The sequence below is a fragment of the Streptodolium elevatio genome (assembly GCF_040649515.1).
GTDB classification, from domain to species: domain Bacteria; phylum Actinomycetota; class Actinomycetes; order Streptomycetales; family Streptomycetaceae; genus Yinghuangia; species Yinghuangia elevatio.
In genome coordinates this window covers 1-22482 of sequence record NZ_JBEZFP010000070.1, presented here as the reverse complement: position 1 = coordinate 22482, position 22482 = coordinate 1, and the positions used below count along the sequence as shown (strand labels likewise).

The 22482-nt window shown below is 72.4% G+C and carries 17 protein-coding genes and 1 riboswitch; of the genes, 4 read left to right on the top strand and 13 right to left on the bottom strand.

Annotation, left to right across the window (positions count from 1 at the left end; translation table 11 throughout):
- Positions 1 to 55: 55 nt before the first annotated feature.
- From AB0C36_RS24880 to AB0C36_RS24865, 4 genes are all read right to left on the bottom strand, one after another.
- Complete coding sequence (locus AB0C36_RS24880) at positions 56 to 1555, bottom strand: MFS transporter (protein WP_358357603.1); 1500 nt, start codon at positions 1553 to 1555, stop codon at positions 56 to 58.
- A 325-nt stretch (positions 1556 to 1880) separates the two neighbouring features.
- Complete coding sequence (locus tag AB0C36_RS24875) at positions 1881 to 2441, bottom strand: TetR/AcrR family transcriptional regulator (RefSeq protein WP_358357599.1); 561 nt, start codon at positions 2439 to 2441, stop codon at positions 1881 to 1883.
- A 216-nt stretch (positions 2442 to 2657) separates the two neighbouring features.
- A complete protein-coding gene (locus AB0C36_RS24870; RefSeq protein WP_358357597.1) occupies positions 2658 to 3791 on the bottom strand; it encodes a CaiB/BaiF CoA transferase family protein in 1134 nt (377 codons plus the stop codon).
- 172 nt (positions 3792 to 3963) lie between these two features.
- Positions 3964 to 5424 (bottom strand): PucR family transcriptional regulator, encoded by a 1461-nt coding sequence (locus tag AB0C36_RS24865; RefSeq protein WP_358357594.1) that lies wholly within the window; start codon positions 5422 to 5424, stop codon positions 3964 to 3966.
- Between the two features lie 675 nt (positions 5425 to 6099).
- Between AB0C36_RS24865 and AB0C36_RS24860 the strand changes: the two genes are divergently transcribed.
- The 3 genes from AB0C36_RS24860 to AB0C36_RS24850 all read left to right on the top strand — a co-directional run bounded on the left by AB0C36_RS24860 (position 6100) and on the right by AB0C36_RS24850 (position 10394).
- Complete coding sequence (locus tag AB0C36_RS24860) at positions 6100 to 8148, top strand: AAA family ATPase (protein ID WP_358357591.1); 2049 nt, start codon at positions 6100 to 6102, stop codon at positions 8146 to 8148.
- 117 nt (positions 8149 to 8265) lie between these two features.
- Positions 8266 to 9483, top strand: coding sequence for a winged helix DNA-binding domain-containing protein (locus tag AB0C36_RS24855; protein WP_358357589.1), 1218 nt, complete (start codon positions 8266 to 8268; stop codon positions 9481 to 9483).
- A 74-nt stretch (positions 9484 to 9557) separates the two neighbouring features.
- A complete protein-coding gene (locus AB0C36_RS24850) occupies positions 9558 to 10394 on the top strand; it encodes an alpha/beta fold hydrolase (RefSeq protein ID WP_358357586.1) in 837 nt (278 codons plus the stop codon).
- A gap of 49 nt (positions 10395 to 10443) precedes the next feature.
- Here AB0C36_RS24850 and AB0C36_RS24845 read toward each other — a convergent pair whose 3' ends face one another.
- The 9 genes from AB0C36_RS24845 to ribD all read right to left on the bottom strand — a co-directional run bounded on the left by AB0C36_RS24845 (position 10444) and on the right by ribD (position 20952).
- On the bottom strand, positions 10444 to 13920 hold the full coding sequence (locus tag AB0C36_RS24845) for a WD40 domain-containing protein (protein WP_358357584.1): 3477 nt from the start codon (positions 13918 to 13920) through the stop codon (positions 10444 to 10446).
- Between the two features lie 121 nt (positions 13921 to 14041).
- A complete protein-coding gene (locus tag AB0C36_RS24840; RefSeq protein ID WP_358357582.1) occupies positions 14042 to 14581 on the bottom strand; it encodes a PH domain-containing protein in 540 nt (179 codons plus the stop codon).
- Positions 14582 to 14765: 184 nt separating this feature from the next.
- Positions 14766 to 15614, bottom strand: coding sequence for an ATP phosphoribosyltransferase (gene hisG / locus AB0C36_RS24835; protein ID WP_358357580.1), 849 nt, complete (start codon positions 15612 to 15614; stop codon positions 14766 to 14768).
- 148 nt (positions 15615 to 15762) lie between these two features.
- Positions 15763 to 16026 carry a phosphoribosyl-ATP diphosphatase gene (locus tag AB0C36_RS24830; protein WP_358357578.1) on the bottom strand — a complete coding sequence of 88 codons (264 nt, stop codon included), beginning with the start codon at positions 16024 to 16026 and terminating at the stop codon, positions 15763 to 15765.
- An 89-nt stretch (positions 16027 to 16115) separates the two neighbouring features.
- Positions 16116 to 16601 carry a 6,7-dimethyl-8-ribityllumazine synthase gene (gene ribH / locus AB0C36_RS24825; protein ID WP_358357575.1) on the bottom strand — a complete coding sequence of 162 codons (486 nt, stop codon included), beginning with the start codon at positions 16599 to 16601 and terminating at the stop codon, positions 16116 to 16118.
- 398 nt (positions 16602 to 16999) lie between these two features.
- On the bottom strand, positions 17000 to 18295 hold the full coding sequence (locus tag AB0C36_RS24820) for a bifunctional 3,4-dihydroxy-2-butanone-4-phosphate synthase/GTP cyclohydrolase II (RefSeq protein ID WP_358357649.1): 1296 nt from the start codon (positions 18293 to 18295) through the stop codon (positions 17000 to 17002).
- 5 nt (positions 18296 to 18300) lie between these two features.
- Positions 18301 to 19020 (bottom strand): nicotinamide mononucleotide transporter family protein, encoded by a 720-nt coding sequence (locus tag AB0C36_RS24815; RefSeq protein WP_358357572.1) that lies wholly within the window; start codon positions 19018 to 19020, stop codon positions 18301 to 18303.
- Positions 19017 to 19721 (bottom strand): riboflavin synthase, encoded by a 705-nt coding sequence (locus AB0C36_RS24810; protein WP_358357569.1) that lies wholly within the window; start codon positions 19719 to 19721, stop codon positions 19017 to 19019. Before AB0C36_RS24810 ends, AB0C36_RS24815 begins: the two co-directional genes overlap by 4 nt.
- Before the next feature lies 1 nt (position 19722).
- Positions 19723 to 20952, bottom strand: coding sequence for a bifunctional diaminohydroxyphosphoribosylaminopyrimidine deaminase/5-amino-6-(5-phosphoribosylamino)uracil reductase RibD (gene ribD, locus AB0C36_RS24805; protein WP_358357647.1), 1230 nt, complete (start codon positions 20950 to 20952; stop codon positions 19723 to 19725).
- A 196-nt stretch (positions 20953 to 21148) separates the two neighbouring features.
- Positions 21149 to 21292: riboswitch (FMN riboswitch) on the bottom strand.
- A 227-nt stretch (positions 21293 to 21519) separates the two neighbouring features.
- Here ribD and rpe point away from each other — a divergent pair.
- Positions 21520 to 22209, top strand: a complete 690-nt coding sequence (gene rpe, locus AB0C36_RS24800) for a ribulose-phosphate 3-epimerase (RefSeq protein ID WP_358357566.1) — start codon at positions 21520 to 21522, stop codon at positions 22207 to 22209.
- The last annotated feature ends 273 nt before the right edge of the window (positions 22210 to 22482 follow it).

Genomic DNA, 22482 nt, shown 5'->3' with positions numbered 1-22482 from the left:
CACCGGGGGCGTTCGTAATCGGCGAAAGCCGCCGATTACGAACGCAGTTCTGGGATCATCCCGGCAATTTCCCCGCGTCCGCCGGGTGGGCGGGACCGACCGAATGCGCAGGCTCCGCCGGGTGCGGGTGTGCGTCGAGGTGGCGCTTGCCCGGTAGCAGCCGCGCGCCGAGGGCGACCGCCACGGCCAGCACAAGTGTCGTGCTGAGTCCGATGCGCAGCGTCGACGCGTCCGCGATGAAGCCGATCACCACAGGGCCGAGCAGCAGGCCGGTGTACGCCATCGCGCCGATGCGGGCGATGGCCGCACCCGCCGTCGCCGGTTCGCTGCCGCCGAGCGCGCCGCCGACCGAGAAGGCGAGCGGCACGATCAGGCAGGCGCCGAGTCCGACCAGGAAGAAACCCGCAAGTCCCGCCGCCGTCCCGCGCGCCGCCACCGCCAGACCGAGACCGATGCCGGCCGCGAGACCCGACGCGGTCAGCACGGCCCTGGCGCCGAAGCGGTTCGTGATGCGGTCGCCGGTGAGCCGGCCGAGCGCCGTCGCCGCCTCGAACAGCGGGTACGCAAGAGCCGCGACCGCCTCGGCGGACCCGATGGTGTCACGCAAGTAGAGGCCGCTCCAATCGGCGACGGCACCTTCGATCATGTAGCCGCAGAATGCGATCGCGCCCGCGATGTAGACGACCAACGGCAGTGTCACGCGCACCCGGCCGGTGCGCTTGTCGCACGAGGCGCCGGAGGATGTGCCTGGTGACATGTCGGGTGAACTGCCCGTGGGCCCGCCGGGCGCGTGTTCCTCCGCCGGTCCGCGGGCGGGCGGCGCATCGGGCAGGTACGTGACGCGCAGCCACAGCGACACCGGCACACCCACGGCGGCCGCGGTCACCACAGACGCGGTGAAGCCGAGATCGGCCTTTGCGGCGAGGGCGCCGAGCAGTCCGCCGGTGACCGCGCCCAGGCTCCAGCCCGCGTGCATGCCGGCCATGAGGGACCTGCCGTACCGCTGTTCGAGCAGTGACGCCTGGGTGTTCATGGCGACGTCGGTGACGCCGAACACGACGCCGAAGGCGAACCCCGCGGCGATGACCGTCGGGAGGTTCGGGGACAGGCCGATGGCCGCGACCGCAAGCGTGCACAGCGGGACGGCGGTGCGCAGCAGACGGCGGCTGCCGTACCGCGCGACCAGGCGGCCCATCAGCCCCATCGTCAGGACGCCGCCGATACCGAACGCCAGAACGATCAGGCCGAGTTGGCCGTCCGAGACGGCGAGCTTGTCCTTCAGCGCGGGCACCCGCACGGTCCAGACGGCGCACAGGCCGCCGGCCAGGGCGAAGGTCCCGGCGATGCCGAGGCGGGCGCGGCGCACCGCGCGGGCGCCTTCGGGGTCGTCGGGGTGCTCGGGCCCGGCGCCGGGTCCGGTCCCCGGCGCCGTCGGCGGGTCGCCTCCTCGGTCGGCCTTGGGGTGCGTCCCTTGGTCGACGTCCTGGTCGATTCCCTGGTTGATTCCGGATATGTCCGTGGGCAGAGCGGCGTCGGACGCCGGGTCGGCTGCCATGGGGAGGCCCCTTCCGGGGATGTCGCGGGCACGTGGGACGCGCGGAGAACAGGAGAACAGGAGTACGCGGTGCGCGCGAGGCGCCGACCGTACGGGCAGGTGCGCGAAGCGGTCGGAACCACCATGCGCGGGCAGCGCGGCAGGGGTGGCGGCGGTGGCGATGGCAGCAGCAGCAGCGTCGGAACGCGGATCAGGCGGACCGATTCGGCCGGCGGGCGGGTTCGCGGCGGCGAACGGTCGTCCTGACGTCCTGACGTCCTGACCGTCCGAGCGCAGAGCCGGGGCCGGCATCGCGCCGAACGGCCGCTGCCGGGCAGGCACCGCCTCAGGTGGCTGCGGTGCCGGCCACCTCGGACGTGTCGCCGGGGTCTTCGAGCAGCCGCACAAGGCGGCGGCGCAACTGCTCGCACTCCTCGGCGTCGAACAGCAAGGGGGCGTAGTCCGTCGCTTCCCACAACCCGTCCACGGCGAGGCGCACGATGCGCGCGGTCACCACATCGGTGTCGTCGTCGCGGCGGTGCCAGCGCCGGGTGGCCTCGCGCAGTGGGTCGGCGAGCGCGGACGCGGTGGCCGCGGCCGCGACGACCGCCCAGCGGCGCCGGGCCCGGTGCGGGTCCCGGTCGGTCACGATGTCGAACGTCGCGTCGACGTACGCCCGGGTGTAGCCGCCCGGGGAGCCGTCGGCCCGCTCGTCCACCGCGGCGTCGAACTCGTCGATCAACCGCTGGACGAGTGCCTTGACCAGTGCGTCCTTCGTCGGGAAGTGGTAAAGCAGCCCGCCCTTGCTGACGCCCGCGCGCGTGGCGACGGCCGCGAGTGTCAGCGCCGTGGTGCCTTGCTCGGCGAGCAGTTGCTCGGCGGCGTCGAGGAGGAGGTCCCGCTTCATGGGTGGAACTGTACCGTCCGGACGGTACACCTGGCGAGACATTTTCCGGTGCTGGGCTGTGGGAGAGGGCACGCCCGGCGCCGTCCCGGAAGTGCGGCGCGGCCGGGACTGGGAAGTCTCCGGCCGCGCGTACGGCACGTGTGGCGCAGTTCATGTACAGGCGTACGAAACGCCGCCGCCTGCGAAGCGCGCGGCAGCCTCGACCGGGAAAAACGGTCAGTCGTCGGCGATTCCGCTCAGGACGCCGGCCTCGCGCAACTTGGCGACGTGCGCCGGGTCCAGCCCCCATCCGGCGAGCAGGCCCGGGGTGAGGGTGCCCGGGGCGCCCTCCGCCTTCGAGGGCGTGCGCGAGAAGCGCGGTGCGGCCTCGGGCTGCACGCCGCCGTCCGTCGCGGCGTAGGTCCCGCGCGCCTTGTTGTGCGGGTGCGCCGCCGCCTCGTCCCAGTTCAGCACCGGCGTGACGCACGCGTCGGTGTCCTGGAAGACGGCCGTCCACTCGTCGCGCGTGCGGCTGCCCAGCACCTCGGTGAACCGGGCCTTGAGGGCGGGCCAGCCGGGACGGTCCATCTGCCCGGGGAGGTCTTCGCCGTCAAGGCCGAGCCCCGCCAGGAACTGGGCGTAGAACTGCGGTTCGATGCAGCCGACCGCGAGGAACTTGTCGTCGGCGGTGACGTACACGTCGTAGAAGGGCGCGCCCGTGTCGAGCAGGTTGGTGCCCGGCTCGTCGGCCCAGCCGCCGATCCCGCGCATGCCGTGGATGAACGCCGACAGGACCGCGGAGCCGTCGGTCATCGCGGCGTCCACGACCTGGCCCTTCCCGGACCGCTGCGCCTCGATGACGCCGGCCAGGATGCCGAACGCGCAGAACATCGCGCCGCCGCCGTAGTCGCCGACCAGGTTGAGCGGCGGCACGGGGCGCTCGCCCGCCCGCGCGAACGAGTGCAGGACACCCGAGATGGAGATGTAGTTGATGTCGTGTCCGGCGCGCGGCGCGAGGGGGCCGTCCTGGCCCCAGCCGGTCATCCGGGCGTACACGAGCCGGGGGTTGCGGGCCAGGCACACGTCGGGGCCCAGGCCGAGGCGCTCGGTCACGCCGGGGCGGAAGCCCTCGATCAGGACGTCGGCGGACTCGATCAGGCGCAGCACGGTCTCGGTGCCCTCGGGGTGCTTGAGGTCCACCTCGATTCCGCCGAGGCGCCCACGTCCGACCACGAGGTGCGGCATGGCTCCGGTGCCGATCCGGTCGACGCGGATGATCTCCGCGCCGGCGTCCGCGAGCATCATGCCCGTGAAGGGCCCCGGGCCGATGCCCGCGAGTTCGACGACCTTGATCCCCGACAGCGCAGCCATTGCGGTGTCCCCTCCCGAACTGGGTCGGCCCGGAGCGGCCTCGACCCGACGCGATCATGCCTGACACAGTCAAGCACACGGCCCGCGTCGGGCCCACCCGCCGACCGGGTGTGCGTTCGTGGCGCGTACGGCCGCCCCGGTGGGTACGGAACGGCCGGTACGGACCGGCCGGTCAGGACGGCGGCGGGGCGGTGTCCGTCAGGTGCACGATCTCCAGGGCAATCAGCAGGTCCAGGCGCAGGCGCGAGTCCTGGGTGAACGGGCCGACCAGGCGTTCCAGCTTCCCGATGCGGTAGCGCAGCGTGTTGTAGTGCACGTACAGCCTGCGCGAGGTCTCGGCGACGTTCAGGTTGGTCTCCAGCAACACCTGGAGGGTCCGGCGCAGTTCGGCCGTCTCGGCGTCCTGCGGCTCGGCGAGCGCGCCGAGGACCTCGGCGGCGAACCGCTCCAGTTCACCGTCGGCGGGCAGCAGCGAGAGCAGGCGGAACACCCCGAGGCGGTCGAAGTCGGTGACCGCACCCGGGCCTTGCAGGCGGCGTCCGGCCGCCACCGCGCGACGGGCCTGCTCGTACGCGGCGGGCAGTGCCTCGATGCCCCGCACCGGGCGGCTGATGCCGGTGGTGAACGTACGCCGGATCCGCGCGCACGCGGCCCGCACCCGCGCGGCGGCCTCGCGGCCGATCGCCACCGTCCCGTCGCGGGCTGCGGAGCCCTGCGGCACGGAGATCAGCGCGACGATCTCCCCGGGATACCCGGACACGACGGCGTCGGGGTCGGCGGCCCGTACGGCCGCGGTCCACGCCGCCGCGAGGGCGTCCTGGTGCCGCCGCAGGGTCGCGGCGTTGTCGTCGGGTAGAGGATCGGGCTCGGCGACCAGGACGGTCACGTGGCGGTTCAGCAGCGTCGCGAGCCCGTGCGGCGGCAGCCGGTCCGGGTCGTCGAGCCGCCCGGTGAGCAGGTCGCGCAACAGGTCGGCCCGGTACTTGAGTTCGCCGGCCGAGTCGCCCGCCTCCGCGACAGCCTCCGCAAGCCGCGTCGCCAGCGCGAGGGCCTGGGTGACGGCGGGCAGCCAGACGCGGGCGAGGCCGAGCTCCGCGCCGGCCGCCTGGGTGGCGGATCGTCCGTCGCCCGAACCGCGCTGGTCCGCGATCCGGCCTGCGGCGCGGTCGTGATCGTCGAGCGCGCTGCGGTCGGACGAGGCGGGTGAGCGGGCGGCGGCGGCCCGCTCGGGGCCCGTCCCCGCACCGACTTCGATTTCGGTGTGCGTCGGCAGTCCGGCTGCCGCATCCGACACCGCGGCCCGGTCGGTGTCCGCCGGGGGACCGGCCTGATCGTCCGTACCGGGCAGGCATTCTGAGTACTCGTCAGGTGCCGGTACGGTCACCGCCGGTTCGGTACGTCCCTCGCTCGCCGCCACCGTGCCGCCGCGTACCCGGCGCTTCACCGGGAGCGGCCGCACCGTCTCGCGCGTGCCGGTGCCCGCGGCCTGGGTGGAGCTGACCACGCCCGAGGCCCCGACCGTTCCCGATTTGGCCACCTTGGCCACCGTGCCCGCCTTCCCCACCGCCGCTCCCGAACCGGCCGCGAGGCCCGTCGCGTTGCCCGCCTTGCCGACCGCCTTCCCGGCCGCCATGCCGCCGGTCCGAATGTGTCTGCCCGTGCTTGCGCTTTCCCGGCCCGCGGTGCCCGGCGCCGGTACGGGTGCGCCCGCACTCTCGCCGTCACCGGAACGGGCCGGGGGCTGTCCCCCGGCCCCGGCGGATCCCGGGTCGCCACCGATGCCCATGTACCGACCGTATCGGCGCGAACACGCCCGCGTCAGCTCTCCCGGGGGCGCGCAGGCAGCGCGCCACCGGGGTACGCCCGGCGCGCACGCTCACCCGATGGCGGTCAACCTGCGACCCGTGCCCCCGCGACAGGCAGGTCCCCGGGCATCCTCGTGGGTACCATGCGATAGCGGTTGCGTGGCGATCCGGGCACCTTGGGTGACCGTCAGGGCCGCCGCCCGGTCGCGCCACACGTCCCGCCGTGCGCTGCCAATACCATCGAACCACCGCAACACCGGACATCGATGGCACGCCGACCGGCCGACCGCTCGGAAGGTCCCGCGAGCGGGCACGGGTCGGCGGAGACACCGCAGTTGGGGGACTGTTCGCACGCGGTGCGGGGCAAGACCCCAAGGGGAGCAACGAGCACGGGGAGAACCAGGGACGACGCGGACGTCACACGTCCGGGTCAGGGGCGATCCGTACCGGCCCCGGGCGCCGCCCGGGCGCTCGGCACGGTCGGGGTCGGGAGGGGAGCCGACATGGCGCACACCGAACGGGCGCCGCGCTGCGGCAGCACGGCGGAACAGGCCTGGCTGCGCGGCATGGACGCGTACGTCTCGGGCGAATACGGCCATGCCGAGCTGGAGTTCCGCACGGCCGTCGAGCTGGACCCGGGCATGGCCGACGCGTGGCTCGGGCTGCACGCGCTCAAGGTCGACGTCGCCGGAGCGGTCGTCGCGATGCACACGCACCGGGACCGCTTCGGGCAGCAGCGCGCCAAGTTCGGCCGTCCCCTCAACTCCTGGTACTGGCTCGGGTGGTGGGTGCAACTGGTGCTGGAGACGCCACGCGACCTGTCGCTGGCACACGCGTCGCACTGGTTGGACGGCCGACACCTGCCCGAACTCGACAAGGCGCTGTCGCACTGCCCGCCGCCGGACACCGACCCGGCGACGCGCTTTCTGCTGGCCTGCCGCGCGTACCTCGGCAAGGACTGGCAGCAACTGCTGCGTCGTACCACCGGGTTGGAGGACGATCCGCTGCTCGGTGTCGAGGCCGGGTTGTTCGGCGGCATGGCCCGCGTGCGGCTCGGGCTGTACGACAAGGCCGAACACGTCCTGGCCACCGCCCTGGCACGCTGCCGTTCGGAGCACCCGCAGCGCAAGGAATTGCGCTACTGGCTCGCGAGGGCGTATGAGGAAACCGGCCGCGCCCCCGCCGCGCTCCCCCTCTACCGTGCCGTGCACCATGCCGACCCCGCGTTCATGGACACCGCTGTACGCCTGACCGAACTGGCCGCGGAAAGCGCCGACGCCGCCCCCACGCAGTACCTCTTCGACGCCACCGCGCGCCTCAACGGGCCCGCGCTCGTCGACGCCGCCGTCGCGGACGCCACACCGAGCGGCGGGACCCCGGCGGTGCCGCACTCCCCCGCACCGATCGGCAACGGCAGCGGCGGCAGCGGCCCGGGCGGCAATGGCGGTGCGGGTGGCGACGGGCAGGCGGGCAGCGGCCCGCCGGGCACCGGCCACCTTCATGTTCCGCGTGACGGCGTCGGCAGCACGGACGGTGCGAGTGGCATCGAGGGTGCGGAAGGGGTGGACAGGGCAGACGGCGCCGACACCGAGGAGGTCGCGATCGTCCAGGCAGACGGGCGCGGCGGCCTCGGCGGACCGGGTGGACCGGACGGTCCCGGTCGGCAAGGCCGTTCGGCGTCGTCCGCGGCCGCCGCGGCCGAGGACCTGTCGGCGGCCCTCGACGAACTGGAGCGCATGGTCGGCCTCGAACCGGTGAAGCAGCAGGTCCGGGCGCTGTCGGCACAGATGCGGATGGCTCGGCTGCGCGAGGCGCGCGGCCTCCCCTCGGTCGCCCCGAAGCGGCACTTCGTCTTCTCCGGGCCGTCGGGCACCGGCAAGACGACGGTCGCGCGGCTGCTCGGCCGGGTCTTCCACGCGCTCGGCCTCCTGGAGACCGACCGCCTCGTCGAGGCGCAGCGGGCCGACCTGGTCGGCGAGTACCTCGGGCAGACCGCCGTGAAGACCGGCGAGCTGGTCGATTCGGCGCTCGGCGGCGTGCTGTTCATCGACGAGGCGTACGCGCTGGCCGGCAACGGCTACGCGAAGGGCGACGCGTACGGCGACGAGGCCGTGCAGGTGCTGCTCAAGCGCGCCGAGGACGACCGCGACCGGCTGGTCATCGTGCTGGCCGGCTACCCGGAGGGCATGGACCGCCTGCTCACCTCGAACCCGGGTCTCACCTCGCGGTTCACGGCCCGCGTCGAGTTCCCCAGCTACGGCGCGGCCGACCTCGCGCGCATCGCCGACCACCTCGCGGCCTCGTGCGGCGACGTGTGGGACGAGGACTGCGTGGCCGAACTGCGCAGCATCACGGCGCATGTGTGCGAGGAAGGCTGGATCGACGAGTTGGGCAACGCGCGGTTCGTGCGCACGCTGTACGAGAAGGCGTGCGCGTACCGCGATCTGCGCCTCGTCGTGCTCCCCGGGGAGCCGGACCGCGAGGAGCTGACCACGCTGCGGCTGCCCGACCTGCTCCAGGCGTACGGCGAGACCGCGGGCGGCCGCTCGTGACCGCCGACCGCTGCTGGACCGCCGACTGCCCTGGGACCGCCGACCGCTCCTGAGCACTCAGGCCCGAGCGCGGTGCTCTGCCCGCCGCCTGTCAGCGCGGCATGCGAAGCTGCCGTCATGGCCTCCGTCCCCGCCGCGCCCGCCCCCGTGCGGCACATCGACACCGCCGAGCGCCGCGCCCGGCTCGCCCGGCGCCACCTGCTCGCCGACCCGCCGCGCGCGGTAGACCCGACCGCTGTCGCGGAAGCGCTGGTCGCGCTGCATTCGACCGATCCCGCCACGGTGTTCCTGTCGGTGGCCGCGCGTTCCACGGCGGCGGCGTCCGACATCGAGAAGGCGCTGTACGACGAGCGCTCCCTCGTCCGGATGTTCGGGATGCGCCGTACCGTCTTCGTGCTCCCGGCCGCGCTGGTCCCGATCGTGCACTCCTCCACGACGGCCGCGATCGCCGCGAAGGAACGCACCGAGATGCTCAAGCTGGGCTTCGGCACGGAACCGGGCGCGACCGTGGCGGCCGCTTGGCTCGACGAGGTGGAGGCCTCCGTCGTCGCCCACCTGGCCTCGCTGACCGACGCCACCGGGGCCGAACTGGCCGAGCTCGAACCACGCCTGCGCGCCGCCGTCGTCTACGGGGTCGGCACCAAGTGGGAGACCGAGCAGACCGCGAGCATGCGGGTGCTGCGCAAGTTGTCGATGGAAGGATCGATCGTCCGGGGTCGCCCGCGCGGGACGTGGACATCGAGCCAGTACCGCTGGGCGGCCGCCGCCCCGCAGCCGGACCTGCCGGTCCCCGAGGCCCGGGCCGACCTCGTACGCGCGTGGCTCGCCGCATTCGGTCCGGGCACCGAGGCCGACATCAAGTGGTGGACGGGCTGGACGCTCGGCAACGTCCGGTCCGCGCTGAAAACCATAGGCGCCGCGGCGGTTTCCCTGGACGGCGGCGACACCGGCTATGTCCTCCCCGACGACGTCTCTCCCTTGTCCGCCGAGTCCGCGGCCGCGCCCACGCCCCCGCGCGCCGCGCTGCTCCCCGCGCTCGACCCCACTCCCATGGGCTGGCAACAGCGCGACTGGTACCTCGAACCGTCCTTCCGCACGTCGCTGTTCGACCGCTCCGGCAACGTCGGCCCGACGGTGTGGTGGCAGGGGCGCGTCATCGGCGGGTGGGCGCAGCGCGCGGACGGCTCGGTGGTGTGGCGGCTCCTCGAGGACGCCGGGCGCGAGGCGGAGTCGGCGGTCGCCGCCGAGGCGGAGCGTACGGCCGCGTGGATCGGAGACGTACGCGTGACCCCCCGCTTCCGCACCCCCCTGGAGCGCGAACTCGTGGCCCCTTAGCGCGTCGCAGCCTGCGTGCGCCCGCCGCCCCGTAGTCTCGGGGCCGCCTCCGCCCGCAGACCCCGAGGATCGCGATGACCGAGTTCCTGGACACCCCAGACGGCCGCCTTGGCTACGACGCCGTCGGCGACGGCCCCCTGGTCGTCCTGGCCCACGGCATGGGCGACCACCGGCGCGTGTTCCGCGAGATGGCCGCGCTGCTCGCCGACTCCGGCTACCGCGCCGTCTCGGTCGACCTGCGCGGCCACGGCGACTCGAACACCGGCTGGCCGTCGTACACCCGCACCGACACGGCCGCCGACCTCCTCGCCCTGGTCCGCCACCTGGGCGGCCCGGCCGTCGTCGTCGGCCACTCCTTCGCCGGCGGCTCCGCGACGATCGCCGCCGCGCTGGAGCCCACGCTCGTCAGCCGCATCGTCGAGATCGGCCCCTTCACCCGCGCCCAGAAGCTCGACGCGAAGGCGCTCCGCACCAACTCCCGCTACCGCAAGGGCATGCTCCTCCTCCTGGGCACCGGCCTCCTGCGCAGCACCAAGCTGTGGAAGCGCTACCTCGACCACGCCTACCCGGGCGCCAAGCCCGCCGGCCACGCCGAACACATCGCCGCTCTCGACGCCGACCTGAGCCGCCCCGGCCGCATGGCCGTCGTCGCCAAGATGGGCATGGCCGCCCCCACCGACGCAGGCGCCCAACTAGGCGCCGTCACCTGCCCGGCCCTCATCATCGAAGGCACCCTCGACCCCGACTGGCCCGACCCGCGAGCCGAGGGCGAAGCCATCGTCGCCGCCATGCCCCCCACCCGCGGCCGCCTCCACATGATCGAAGCCGCAGGCCACTACCCCCACGCCCAATTCCCCACCGAAACCACCGCCGCCATCCTCAACTTCCTGACCCCCACTCCCCCAACCTGACCCCGCCCCAGAACACCAGGGGTACCGGCAACGACCGACCGCCGTCTCTTCAGTCGACAACGGCGATCTCGTAGAGGCCCCCGCCTCCGGCGGCCGCCAGCCACGAACCCGAGGGGTGCCAACGGATGTAGTACAGATCGCCGGCCAATCGGATGGCACAGCGACAGGCCCCGGTTGCCACGTCCCAGATCAGCACGCATCCGTCTGTCCACCCGGCGGCGGCCACCATGGTGCTGTCCGGCGAGAAGGTGCATCCCTCCAGCCAACCGGAGGGTCCTCTCAACACGACCTGCTCCGCAGCATCGGCCACGCGCCACACCCGTGCTGTTCCGTCGTCGCTGGATGAAACGACCATCGTGCCGTCCGGGGAGAACTGGCAGTGATTGGTCGCGTCCGCGTGCCCCAGTAGCACCGCGCGCGGGGAGCGGTTGCGGACGTTCCACAGTCGCACGGTGCCGTCAGCTCCTGTGGTGGCGAGCAGTTCGCCGTCGGGCGAAAAGGCACAGTCACCGACTCGGCCGCTGTGAGCGGACAAGACGGCATGGTTCTGGGACGCTCCGAGGTCCCACAGCCGCACGGTCTCGTCGCTGCCGGCGGACGCGAGCAGGGTCCCGTCGGGAGAGAAAGTGCATCCGCGTGTGGCTCCCACGTGGCCGACGAATGCCGCCCGCTCCGTGCCGTCGTCGACACTCCACACACGAATCGTCCCCTCGGCGCTGGAGGTGGCGACCAGTGCGCCGTCGTGCGAAATCGCACACTGCAGGAAGCGCTCCCCGGACGACGCCGAGATCGTGTCCGTCGAGCCGTCCGACAGGTGCCGCACGCGGACCGTCCGGTCGCCCTCGGCCATGGCCAAGTGTGTGCCGTCGGACGAGAACGCGCAGGTGAGGGCAGGTACTTGGCCCGCCAATTCCCCGGTCTGCGCACCGCCCGGCGCCACCGCCCAGATACGGCAGGATCCGTCGATGCCCGACGTGGCCACATGGCGTCCGTCGGGCGAGAAATCACAGCGTCGGATCCATCCGATGTGCCCATTGATCGTGACGGGCGGGTCGTCTGCCGTCAGCGAACGGATCGTCAGGGCACCCTCACTGTCACCGGTTGCGAGCAGGGTGCCGTCCGGGGAGACCGCGCAGTTCCAGAGCCAGCGTCCGTCCGATTCCGTGCTCAGAAGCCGGGAAGTCGGCGTGTCGACGGAGATGTCCCAGATGAGCGTGGACCCTTCAAGGACGACCCCTGCTACCTGTCGACCGTCGGGCAGGAACGCACAGGACCGGATGCGATGGTCCTGACGGTCCGAGGAACCGAGCTCTCCGCCCGACTGCGTATCCCAGACCCGCAGCACACCGTCGTCTCCGCCGGTGGCCAGAGCGGTTCCGTCCGGCGAGAAAGCGCACGCCCAAACAGTCTCGGAGTGTCCCCGGAGGACATGGATTTCACGGCCGTCCTCCACGCTCCAGAGCCGAACCGTGCTGTCGCTGCCCGTCGTTGCGAGCAGTTTGCCGTCAGCCGACACGGCGCAACTTCGAACTTCACCGTCGTGCCCCGCGAACACGCGTTGAACGCTGCCGTCGGCGACGCTCCAGGTACGTGCTGTGCCGTCGGCACTCGCCGTCACCAGCAGCGTTCCGTCCGGCGAGTACACGCAATCCCAGATGACACCGACATGACCGGTGAGAACGAGCCGCTCGACCTGAGTATCGGGATCCCAGAAACGTACGCTGCCGTCCTTGCCGACCGTGGCGACCTCCTTGCCGTCCGGGGCGAAACGACAGCTCATCACGGCGCCGCTGTGGCCTGCCCTGAACCTCCGGGACGGATCCGGGCGGTCGGGGAACGGCACGGCCGGCTGCAGCCGCGGCGTGGACAGGGTGTCGCGGTACCGGTCGACCGAGTCCGCGAGATCGGCAACCCCGGTGACCTGCCCCAGCAACGTGGCTGCCAAAGCCTCGGTCGGCTCGATGGGACCGAGAATCGCGGCTGCCTGTTCCAACACACGCGCTAGTGAACGCCCAGCAGGGGTGTCGACTCGCTCCGCGTCGGCCAAGGCGCCCGCCGCGGATCCGGATCGCCGCGTCCTGGCCTCGACCCAGCGCAAATCCGTCGCCAGTGCGGCAAGTTCCCCGTTGCGTCCCGCCTCCGCCAGGTGATGGGCGAGATGGCGCCACAGGTAGTCGTTGTGCGTAGGAAGGTCCCACCAGGCGGGCACGGACTCACCGGACGGCGCAGTCGCAACGCCCACAAGGCCGCGCGCGGCGTCGACGATTCTGGCGTGCAGGGCCTGTTGTTCCGAACCGGACATTTGAGTGAGCAGGTAGGTGCGCAGCACGTCGTGAAGGATCAGCCGGGGACCGGGTGCATCCAGTCGGTAATCCGCGACCAACCCGAGATCGGCGAACTCTTCGCACAAGCGATCCGCACGCTCCGCCGGCCAGAGCAGATCGAGCATCTCCACGGGGATTTCCGCGTCTTCGGGGAAGACTGCCAGGTCGGCGTATCGCTCGCGCTGCGGTGGCGTCAGCAGGTCGAGGCTGGCCGTGACCGTCGCGGCCACCGCCTGGCTGCGATCGGTGGGACGAGCCGCATCGAACACGGCGGGGCCCTGCGTCCGGAGCCTGCGCCCGGCGTCGCGCGCCGCGGCATCCGCGTCCTGTCCCCGGCCGACCCGCTGGCGCAACGACCCGGACAGTAGGTGCAGCAGCACCGGCCAACATCCAACCGCCTCGGTCATCCGGTCCGCCGCCTCGCGGGACAGACCGGGCACATGCTCGGACAGCATGTGCCGCGCCTCTTCGGAGTTCATGGCGTCGACGACCAGGTGCTCTGCGCTGTCGGGGAGGAGTCCTGCCACCCGGGTGGTGATGAGTCGGCTGCACAGTCGCCCGCCGTACCGGAACGGGCGGAGCTGCGCCGCGTCCCAGACATCGTCGACGACGATCAGGACGGCGGCTCCCCGCATGTCCAGGAGGCGGCCGAGTTCGGCGCCGGCGGCATCCGGATCGACCAGGGTGGGCCTGGTCCCGCTCAGCGTCGCACTCAACTCGTTGACGCGTTCCGCGAGTTCGGCGCCTGCGAGGCCTTGGCCGAGGGTGATCCAGAGCAGACCGCCCGGGAACCGTTCGCGAACCTCGGGCCGATGTGCCGCCCATGCCGCCAGTGTTGTCTTGCCGAATCCGCCGGCACCCCGCAACGCAGTCACGGGTCCGGTGCCACTTCCGCCGGCGGTGAGCAACGCGTCCAGCAAGCGTTGTCCGATTTCAGGGCGTTCCACCACCGCGTCGAGCGGCGGCGCCATCCAGGGCGCGTGTTCTGCCGCGGCGAGGGCACCGGTCGGCCCGTTGGCGGGAGGGACGGGGTCGGATGCCTTCCATGCCTCGAATCCCGCCCACGCGAGAACCAGCACGACCAGGGCTACACCGATGCCCCAGGTCCACTGGGATGTCGCGAGATTCGCCAGGACCCCGGCACTGAAACCCAGCACCGTCGAAGCTCCGGCCGCCCCCGCCGGACTGACACGCCTGCGCATGAGCGCCCCCGTTCCCCCACAGCTCCGAACGGCGGTGTTGCCGCGGCTGACTGGTGGTCAGCGTAGCGAGGGAGCCCAGTGGAATTCACTCGGACGAGGGTCGCTCGGGTGGGGGGGTGGGTCAGTTGCGGCCGGGTTCTACGCCGCCGAAGCGGTCTACGAGGTCGCGGAGTTCTGTGGCGGCTTTGATGGCGCGGTCGCGGCCGTTGGAGGTTTGGATGCCCATCGCGGCGAGGGTTTCGCCGTCGGAGAGGTCCAGGAAGACCCAGGGGTCGCCCTGCCGGAGTTGGACGCGGACGATCTGCGGCCAGCTCAGGTGGTGGACGCGCAGGATGTTGACGACGGTGACGCCCTCGTCGGTCGCGACGACCTTCGGGCGGCCCAGCGCGAGCATGAAGCAGAGGCCGAAGACGCCGGTGAGGACGACGCCGGCGCGGGAGCCGAGGTTCCAGCCGCCGTCCTCGGGGAGGGCCACGGCGAGGATGGTGAGGCCGACGAGGATCACCAGGCCGACGACGCGGGTGATCAGGCGGCTGCGGGACGGGTACCAGGTGCGCGGCAGGCCGGGGGCGCCGGGGGTGTGGGCGCCGGGGGCGGGGTTGTTGCCGGTCACAGCGGTCTGCTCCATGGTGTGCGGGTCACCCTCGCGATGGTCGTCCATGGGCCGGGGATTCGCGGCCTCGACGAGCCTACGTCTTCGCTCGGAGGTCTCCACCGGCGGGATGCCGCGGCCGAGGGCGTCGCGCGCGGCGTCGGGGGCGGCGGACGGACGGCGCCGGAAAGCGGTCCGGCCCCGCCCGGGAGACGGGCGGGGCCGGGACGATCGGTCGGTCGGTGGCCGGAAGTCAGAGCCGGCAGGCATGGATGCCGGTGACGAGGATGGCGCGGGCGCCGATCTCCCACAGGTCGTCCATGATCCGCTGGGCGTCGCGGCGCGGGACCATGGCGCGCACCGCGACCCAGCCCTCGTTGTGCAGGGGGGAGACGGTGGGCGACTCCAGGCCCGGGGTGAGGGCCACGGCCTGCTCGACGCGCTCGACGCGGATGTCGTAGTCCATCATCACGTAGCGCCGTGCCACCAGGACGCCCTGGAGGCGGCGTACGAGCTGGTCCACGGCCGCCGACGCCTCGGCGCCCGTGCGGCGGATCAGCACCGCCTCGGACTCCAGGATCGGGTCCCCGAAGATCTCCAGGCCGGCCTGGCGCAGCGTGGTGCCGGTCTCCACGACGTCGGCGATCACGTCGGCGACGCCGAGTTGGATCGCGGTCTCCACGGCGCCGTCGAGCTTGACCACGGCCTCGGCCTCGATGCCCTGCTCGGCGAGGTGGCGTTCGACGAGGCCGACGTACGACGACGCGATGCGCGCGCCCTGGAGGTCCTTCGCCGTGCTGTACGCCCCGACCGGTGCCGCCCAGCGGAACGTCGCCGCGCCGAGCCCGAGTTCGAGTACCTCCTCGGCCTCCGCACCGGAGTCGAGGAGCAGGTCGCGGCCGGTGATGCCGGCGTCGAGGCGGCCGGAGCCGACGTACACCGCGATGTCGCGCGGGCGGAGGAAGAAGAACTCGACGTTGTTGTCCGGGTCGACCAGCACCAGTTCCTTGCTGTTGCTGCGCTGGCGGTATCCGGCCTCATGGAGCATCGCCGACGCAGGCTCCGAGAGCGAACCCTTGTTCGGGACGGCGATGCGCAGCATGACGGGAACCTACTTCCATGGGCGAATCCCCGGCCCCGGTGCGCGCGGGCAAGGCGCCGACCGGTGCCGGGGACTCTGACGACTTGGTTGACCCCGCCGCGCGCGGGAGTCGCGCGCGGCGTCGGGCGACGCGGGCGTCGCTCAGATGTCACAGGTGAGCGTATACGTCCTCGAGCGTGATGCCACGAGCGACCATCATCACCTGCAGGTGGTAGAGAAGCTGCGAGATCTCCTCGGCGCAGCGGTCGGCGCCCTCGTGCTCGGCGGCCATCCACACCTCGGCGGCCTCCTCGACCACCTTCTTGCCGATGCTGTGCACGCCCTGCTGGACGAGTTCGGCGGTACGCGATCCGGTCTGCCCGGAGGCGGCCTTCTCCTGGAGCTCCGCGAAGAGCTGCTCAAACGTCTTCATCGAGTGGTTCGGCTTCTCACTGTGGGTCGGTGGGGGTCGGTGGGGTCGGTGCGGGTGTACGCACGGGTGACGCGGCCGGTCGGCGCCGCTCAGCGCCCCGGCGTGGCAACTTTACGCAACGCGACGGCGGTCGCGACGGCCGCGGTGGCGGCCTCCCGGCCCTTGTCCTCCTTCGACCCCTCGACGCCCGCCCGGTCCAGGGCCTGCTGCTCGTTGTCGCATGTCAGCAGCCCGAAGCCGACCGGTACGCCGGTGTCGAGCGCCACCCGGGTCAGCCCGTCGGTGGCGGCGGCGCAGACGTACTCGAAGTGCGGGGTGCCGCCGCGGATCACGACGCCCAGCGCCACCACGGCGTCGTGGCCGGAGTCGGCGAGCGCCTTGGCCACGACCGGGAGTTCGAACGCGCCGGGGACGCGGACCACGGTGGGTTCGGCGGTGCCCAGTTCGTCGAGCGCGGCGAGCGCACCGGCGAGCAGGCCGTCCATGACCGCGGCGTGCCATTGCGCGGCGACGATGCCGACCCGAAGGCCCCGGCTGCCGTCGACGGTGATCTCGGGGGCTCCACTACCACTCATGATCGCTTGATGTCCCGGTTCTCGTGGGGATGGATGGATGGGGATGGAAGGAGATTGATTTAGATGAATTGAGATGAATTGAGATGGACGAGGATTGACGGGAATTGGCGGGTATGCACTGGGTCGAGCTGGGTGAATCGCGGCTGGCCCCGTGGTCGATCCGGGAGCCGACGCCGGGCCGGCGCGGGCCGGACGCGGCTGAAGCGGAGGGCGTTCGCGGACCGCCCGCCACCCACGCCGCCCGCCTCAGCCCATGCCCTTCAACTCATTGCAGTACGAACCGATGCCGGTCAACTCGTGCCGTCCAACTCACGCCGTTCGGCGCAAGACCGTCCGACACACGCCGTGAGGCGCAGGACCGTTCGGCGCAAGGTCGACTCAAGACCGTTCGGCTCAGGTCAGCTCACGCCGTGCGGTGTGACGTCGGCGGGCTCCAACGGCTCGAGCCACGGCAGGTCGTGCCCCATGCGGTCGCGCTTGGTCAGCAGGTAGCGCAAGTTGTCCGCGGTGGCGTGCACGGGCAGCGGGACGCGCTCGATGATCTCCAGGCCGTACCCCTCCAAACCCGCGCGCTTGGCCGGGTTGTTGGTGAGCAGCCGCATAGAGCGCACGCCCAGGTCGGACAGGATCTGCGCGCCGGTTCCGTAGTCGCGGGCGTCGGCGGGCAGACCGAGTTCGAGATTGGCGTCCACGGTGTCGTGGCCGTCGTCCTGCAGTTGGTACGCCTGGAGCTTGTGCAGCAGGCCGATGCCGCGCCCCTCGTGACCGCGCATGTAGAGCACGACGCCCCGGCCCTCATCGGCGACCGTCTGCAGCGCCGCGGCCAACTGCGGGCCGCAGTCGCAGCGCAGCGAGCCGAACACGTCGCCGGTGAGGCACTCGGAGTGCACCCGGACGAGGACGTCCTCGCCCGCCCCGACCTCGCCCGCGACGAGCGCAATGTGCTCGACGCCGTCGAGGGTGCTGCGGAAGCCGATTGCGCGGAAGTCGCCGAAAGCGGTGGGCAGCCGGGTCTCGGCGGCGCGCTCGACGGTCTGCTCGGTGCGGCGGCGGTACGCGATGAGGTCCGCGATCGAGATGATCTTCAGGCCGTGCTCGCGCGCGAACGGCACGAGCTGCGGCAGCCGCATCATCGAGCCGTCGTCGTTGACGACCTCGCAGATCGCCCCGGCGGGCGGCAGCCCGGCCAGGCGCGCGAGGTCGACGGTCGCCTCCGTGTGGCCGGGACGTACCAGCACGCCGCCTTCGACGGCCCGCAGCGGGAAGATGTGGCCGGGGCGGCTGAGCTGGTCGGCGGTGGTCCCGGCGTCCGCGAGGAGCTGCACCGTGCGGGTGCGGTCGGCGGCCGAGATCCCTGTGTGTATGCCGTCCTTGGCGTCCACCGAGACGGTGTACGCGGTGCCCTTCTTGTCCTCGTTGACCTGCGTCATGGGCGGCAGCTTGAGCCGGTCGAGGTCCGCGCCGGTCATCGGCACGCACACCACGCCGGAGCTGTAGCGGATCATGAAGCCCATCAGCTCGGGCGTCGCGAGCGAGGCGGCGAAGATCAGGTCGCCCTCGTTCTCCCGGTCCTCGTCGTCGACGACCACGATGGCCTGGCCGTCCGCGAACGCCTTGATGGCGTCCTCGATGGAGTCCAGGGTCAGATCCGCCCCCGGGTCCTGAGCCGGGCCCGCCGCGTCCTCTTGGTTGATCGTGCTCACGCCCGTGCCCCTTCCAGTTGCCGCGCCCCCGCGGCGGTTGATTCCTGCCCTCCGTACGCCGGTCCCGCGGCCCGCTTCGCGGCGGTGGAGCGCTGCCACCAGTCGCGCAGTCCGGCCAGGACCATGACCAGGAAGATCCCGTACACAAGCCCGGAGAACACCAGGCCGTTGTAGAAGGTCAGCGGGACGCCGACCAGGTCGACGGCGATCCACACCGCCCAGAACTCCACCAGGCCGCGCGCCTGCGCGACGGTGGCGACCGCGGTGCCGACGAAGATGTACGCGTCGGCGGCGATCATCCACCAGCGGTGGTCCCACACCACGCCCCACTCGGCGAGCATGAGCGCGAACGCCGCGGTGCCGAGCACCATCGCGGCCAGCAGGCCCGCCCGTTCCCGGTTGGTGGCGAAGCGCACGGCGATGCCGCCGGTCTCGCGCTTGCCGCGGTTCCAGCGCGCCCAGCCGTACGACGCCATCGCGATGATGAGGATCTGCCGCGAGAAGCTGCCGCCGAGGTGGTAGGACCAGTACACCGCCATGAGCAGCAGCGAACCGGCGATCTGCACGGGCCAGGCCCAGATCGTGCGGCGCATCGCGAGCCCGACGGTGGCCAGCGCGAAGACGTTGCCCAGCAGGTCACCGCGTACGACGCTCTGGTCGAACACGGTGAACGCGGGCTCGCGCAGCCACTCCGTCGCGGCGTCCCAGGTGGTCATGACCGGTCGCCCGCACCTTCGCGTTCCGCGGCGCCGCTGCCGTGCCCGTTGCCGATTCCGTTGCCGGAACCGTTGCCACGGCCGTTGTCCCGGCCGTTGTCGCCGTACGTCTGGAGCCGCTCGACGTACTTTGCGATCACGTCGACCTCCAGGTTGACCGGGTCCCCGGCCTGCTTCACGCCGAGCGTGGTGAGCGCGAGCGTCGTGGGGATCAGGCTCACCGTGAACCAGTCCGGCCCGGCCTCGACGACCGTGAGGCTGATGCCGTCGACCGTGATGGAGCCCTTGTCGACGACGTAGCGGGCGAGGTCGCCGGGCAGCGAGATCCTGACGACCTCCCAGTGCTCGCCCGGGGTGCGCGACACGATCGCGCCCATGCCGTCGACGTGGCCCTGCACCAGGTGCCCGCCGAGCCGGCCGCCGAGCGCCATCGGGCGTTCGAGGTTGACGCGCGAGCCCGGTTCGAGCGCGCCGAGGCTGGAGCGCAGCAGCGTCTCGGCCATGACGTCGGCGGTGAAGCTGGCCTCGGCCGGGTCGATCTTCTCGTCGACCACCGTCAGGCAGACGCCGTTGACCGCGATGGAGTCGCCGTGCCGGGCGCCCGCCGTGACGACGGGGCCGCGCACGGTCAATCGGGCCGAGTCACCGAGATGCTCGACCGAGACGATCTCGCCGAGCTCCTCCACAATTCCGGTGAACACGTCAGGACTCCTTCACAGGGTGGTCCGCCGCCTGGGGCGGCGCGGTTCGGGACTGGTCCGGCCGCGCGGGACGGTGCGCGCCACCGGTGGTGCCGTTCGTACCGTGGGTGTCGCCCGTGCCCTGGCCGTCGGCGAGGCGGTCGTGGGACGCGGCGCGCGCGGTGATCCGCAGATCGCCGCCGAACCGGTCGTCCGCCACCTCCTCGACGGTCAGGCGCAACGCTTCGGTGATGGTGCTGATTCCGGCCGGCCCGAGGGCGGCGGGTCCGGCGCCGAGCAGGACGGGCGCGAGGTAGCCGACGACCTTGTCGACCAGACCGGCGGCGGCGTACGCGCCGGCCAGCGTCGGGCCGCCCTCCAGGAGCACCGAGCGCACGCCGCGCACGTACAGCTCCTTGCCGAGCGCGTGCAGGTCGAGGCCCCCGGCGGTACGCGGCAGCGCGACGATCTCGGCCCGTCCGGCGACCCGTTCGGCCAGCTCGGCGGCGGTCTCGGCGGGCAGGTCGTCGGCGACCGCGAGCAGTGTCGGGGCGGCGTCGTCGAGTACGCGGGCGTCGGCGGGGATGCGCGCGGAGGTGTCGACGACGACGCGCAGCGGCTGGCGGTCACGGGGGCGGGCGGCGTCGCCGCGGACCGCGAGGTGCGGGTCGTCGGCGAGCAGGGTGCCGGAGCCGACCACGACCGCGTCGGCCGAGGCGCGCAGGGCGTGCACGTCGGCGCGCGAGGCGGCGGAGCTGATCCAGCGGCTGGTGCCGTCCGCGGCGGCGATGCGGCCGTCGAGGGTGGCGGCGTACTTCCAGGTGGTGAAGGGGCGGCCGAGGCGAGTGGCGGTCAGCCAGGCCTCGTTGCCGCGCGCGGCTTCGGCCGCGAGGAAGCCTCCGGTGACGTCGACGCCGGCCGCGCGCAGCACTTCGGCGCCGCCGGCGGCCTGCGGGTTCGGGTCGGAGACGGCGTACACGACGCGGGCGATCCCGGCGTCGATCAGCGCCTGGGCGCAGGGCCCGGTGCGGCCGGTGTGGGCGCAGGGTTCGAGGGTGACGAAGGCGGTTCCGCCGCGCGCCCGATCCCCCGCCTCGCGCAGCGCGCCGACCTCGGCGTGCGGGCCGCCGGCGACCTCGTGGAAGCCCTCGCCCGCGACCTCGCCGTGTGCGTCGAGGACGACGCAGCCGACGACGGGATTGGGGCTTGTGGTGCCGAGGCCGCGCGCGGCGAGCGCGATCGCGCGCCGCATGTGCGTTTCCGCCTCGAACCCCTGGGGGGCCACCTCGCCGGACACCCGGTCTCCTCCGCATCGATGCGACATGACATGGACGTCGTCGCGGACGCGTGGACCGGGGTGGGGGTTTGCGGGCATGCCGCAGGAAGGCAGGACGGAGCGGCTCGGGCGCATGGCAGGGTATGCCGGCACGCCGAACAAGCCACCCGCCGCGCGCTGCCTCCCATCCGGACTTTCACCGTCGGCACCGGAATTCCACCGGTTCGGCCGGCCGGCGCCTCCGGGTCGGAGGGCGTCAACCGGTTCGCGGACTTTTACCGCCGGTTCGGATTTTCACCGACCCCGGAGCGCGCGTACGTGACATTCGTACACCTGGAAGTGTGCCACGACGCGCCACGTCCTTGACCTTGCCGCTTCTGTGTGTTCCATCACGCGCACAGAGCGCGAGCACGCGGCTACCTGACGAACCGTCAGTTAGCTGGTGGGGCCGGGTGTCGACGAGATTGAGGCGCTTCGCCGGGCGGATCCGGGCAAGCCGCCCCTGATTCCCGATGCGGGCCCTCGGGATGGCAGTCTGTCCTCATGGCCAAGCCGCAAATCAACCCGAGCATCCTCAGCGCCGACTTCGCGCGCCTCGCGGACGAGACCGCGAAGGTCGCGAACGCCGACTGGCTGCATGTCGACGTCATGGACAACCACTTCGTGCCCAACCTGACCCTCGGGTTGCCCGTGGTCGAGTCGATCCTGAAGGCGTCCGACACCCCGGTCGACGCCCACCTGATGATCGCCGACCCGGACCGCTGGGCCCCGGCGTACGCCGAGGCGGGCGCGGGCAGCGTCACCTTCCACGTCGAGGCGGCCGCGGCGCCGGTGCGGCTGGCCCGCAGCATCCGCGCGGCCGGTGCCCGCGCGTCGATGGCGCTCAAGCCGGCCACGCCGATCGAGCCGTACGAGGACCTGCTGCCCGAGCTGGACATGATCCTCGTCATGACCGTCGAACCGGGCTTCGGCGGCCAGAAGTTCCTCGACATCATGCTGCCGAAGATCCGCCGCACCCGTGAGCTGATCGGCAAGCACGGCCTGGACATGTGGCTCCAGGTCGACGGCGGCGTCTCGGCCGAGACGATCGAGCGCTGCGCCGAGGCCGGCGCCGACGTCTTCGTGGCGGGCTCCGCGGTGTACGACGGCCGCGACCCGGGCGCGGCGGTGGACAAGCTCCGCGCGCTCGCCGCCCAGTCCCTGTCGGCGGCCCCCTGGGCCTGCGCCCACTGAACCAAGCGCCGAACGTCGCACGCGGAACACCGAACGCCGGGCACCCCTGCGGCCGCTCCATCTGAGCGGGTCTCCGCGGCGGTACTCGGCGTTCGTGCTCGGCGTTCGGTGCTCGGTGTTTGCCGCGGCCACGCGCCGAAGGCGTCAAAGGCGGGCGGCGGTACGCTCCTTCGCCTCGTCGGTGCCCGCGACCCACTCGGCGCCTTCGCGCACTTCGCGTCCGCGGCGCCACGTCTCGCCGAGCGCGACGTAGACGAGTACGGCGGCCACAAG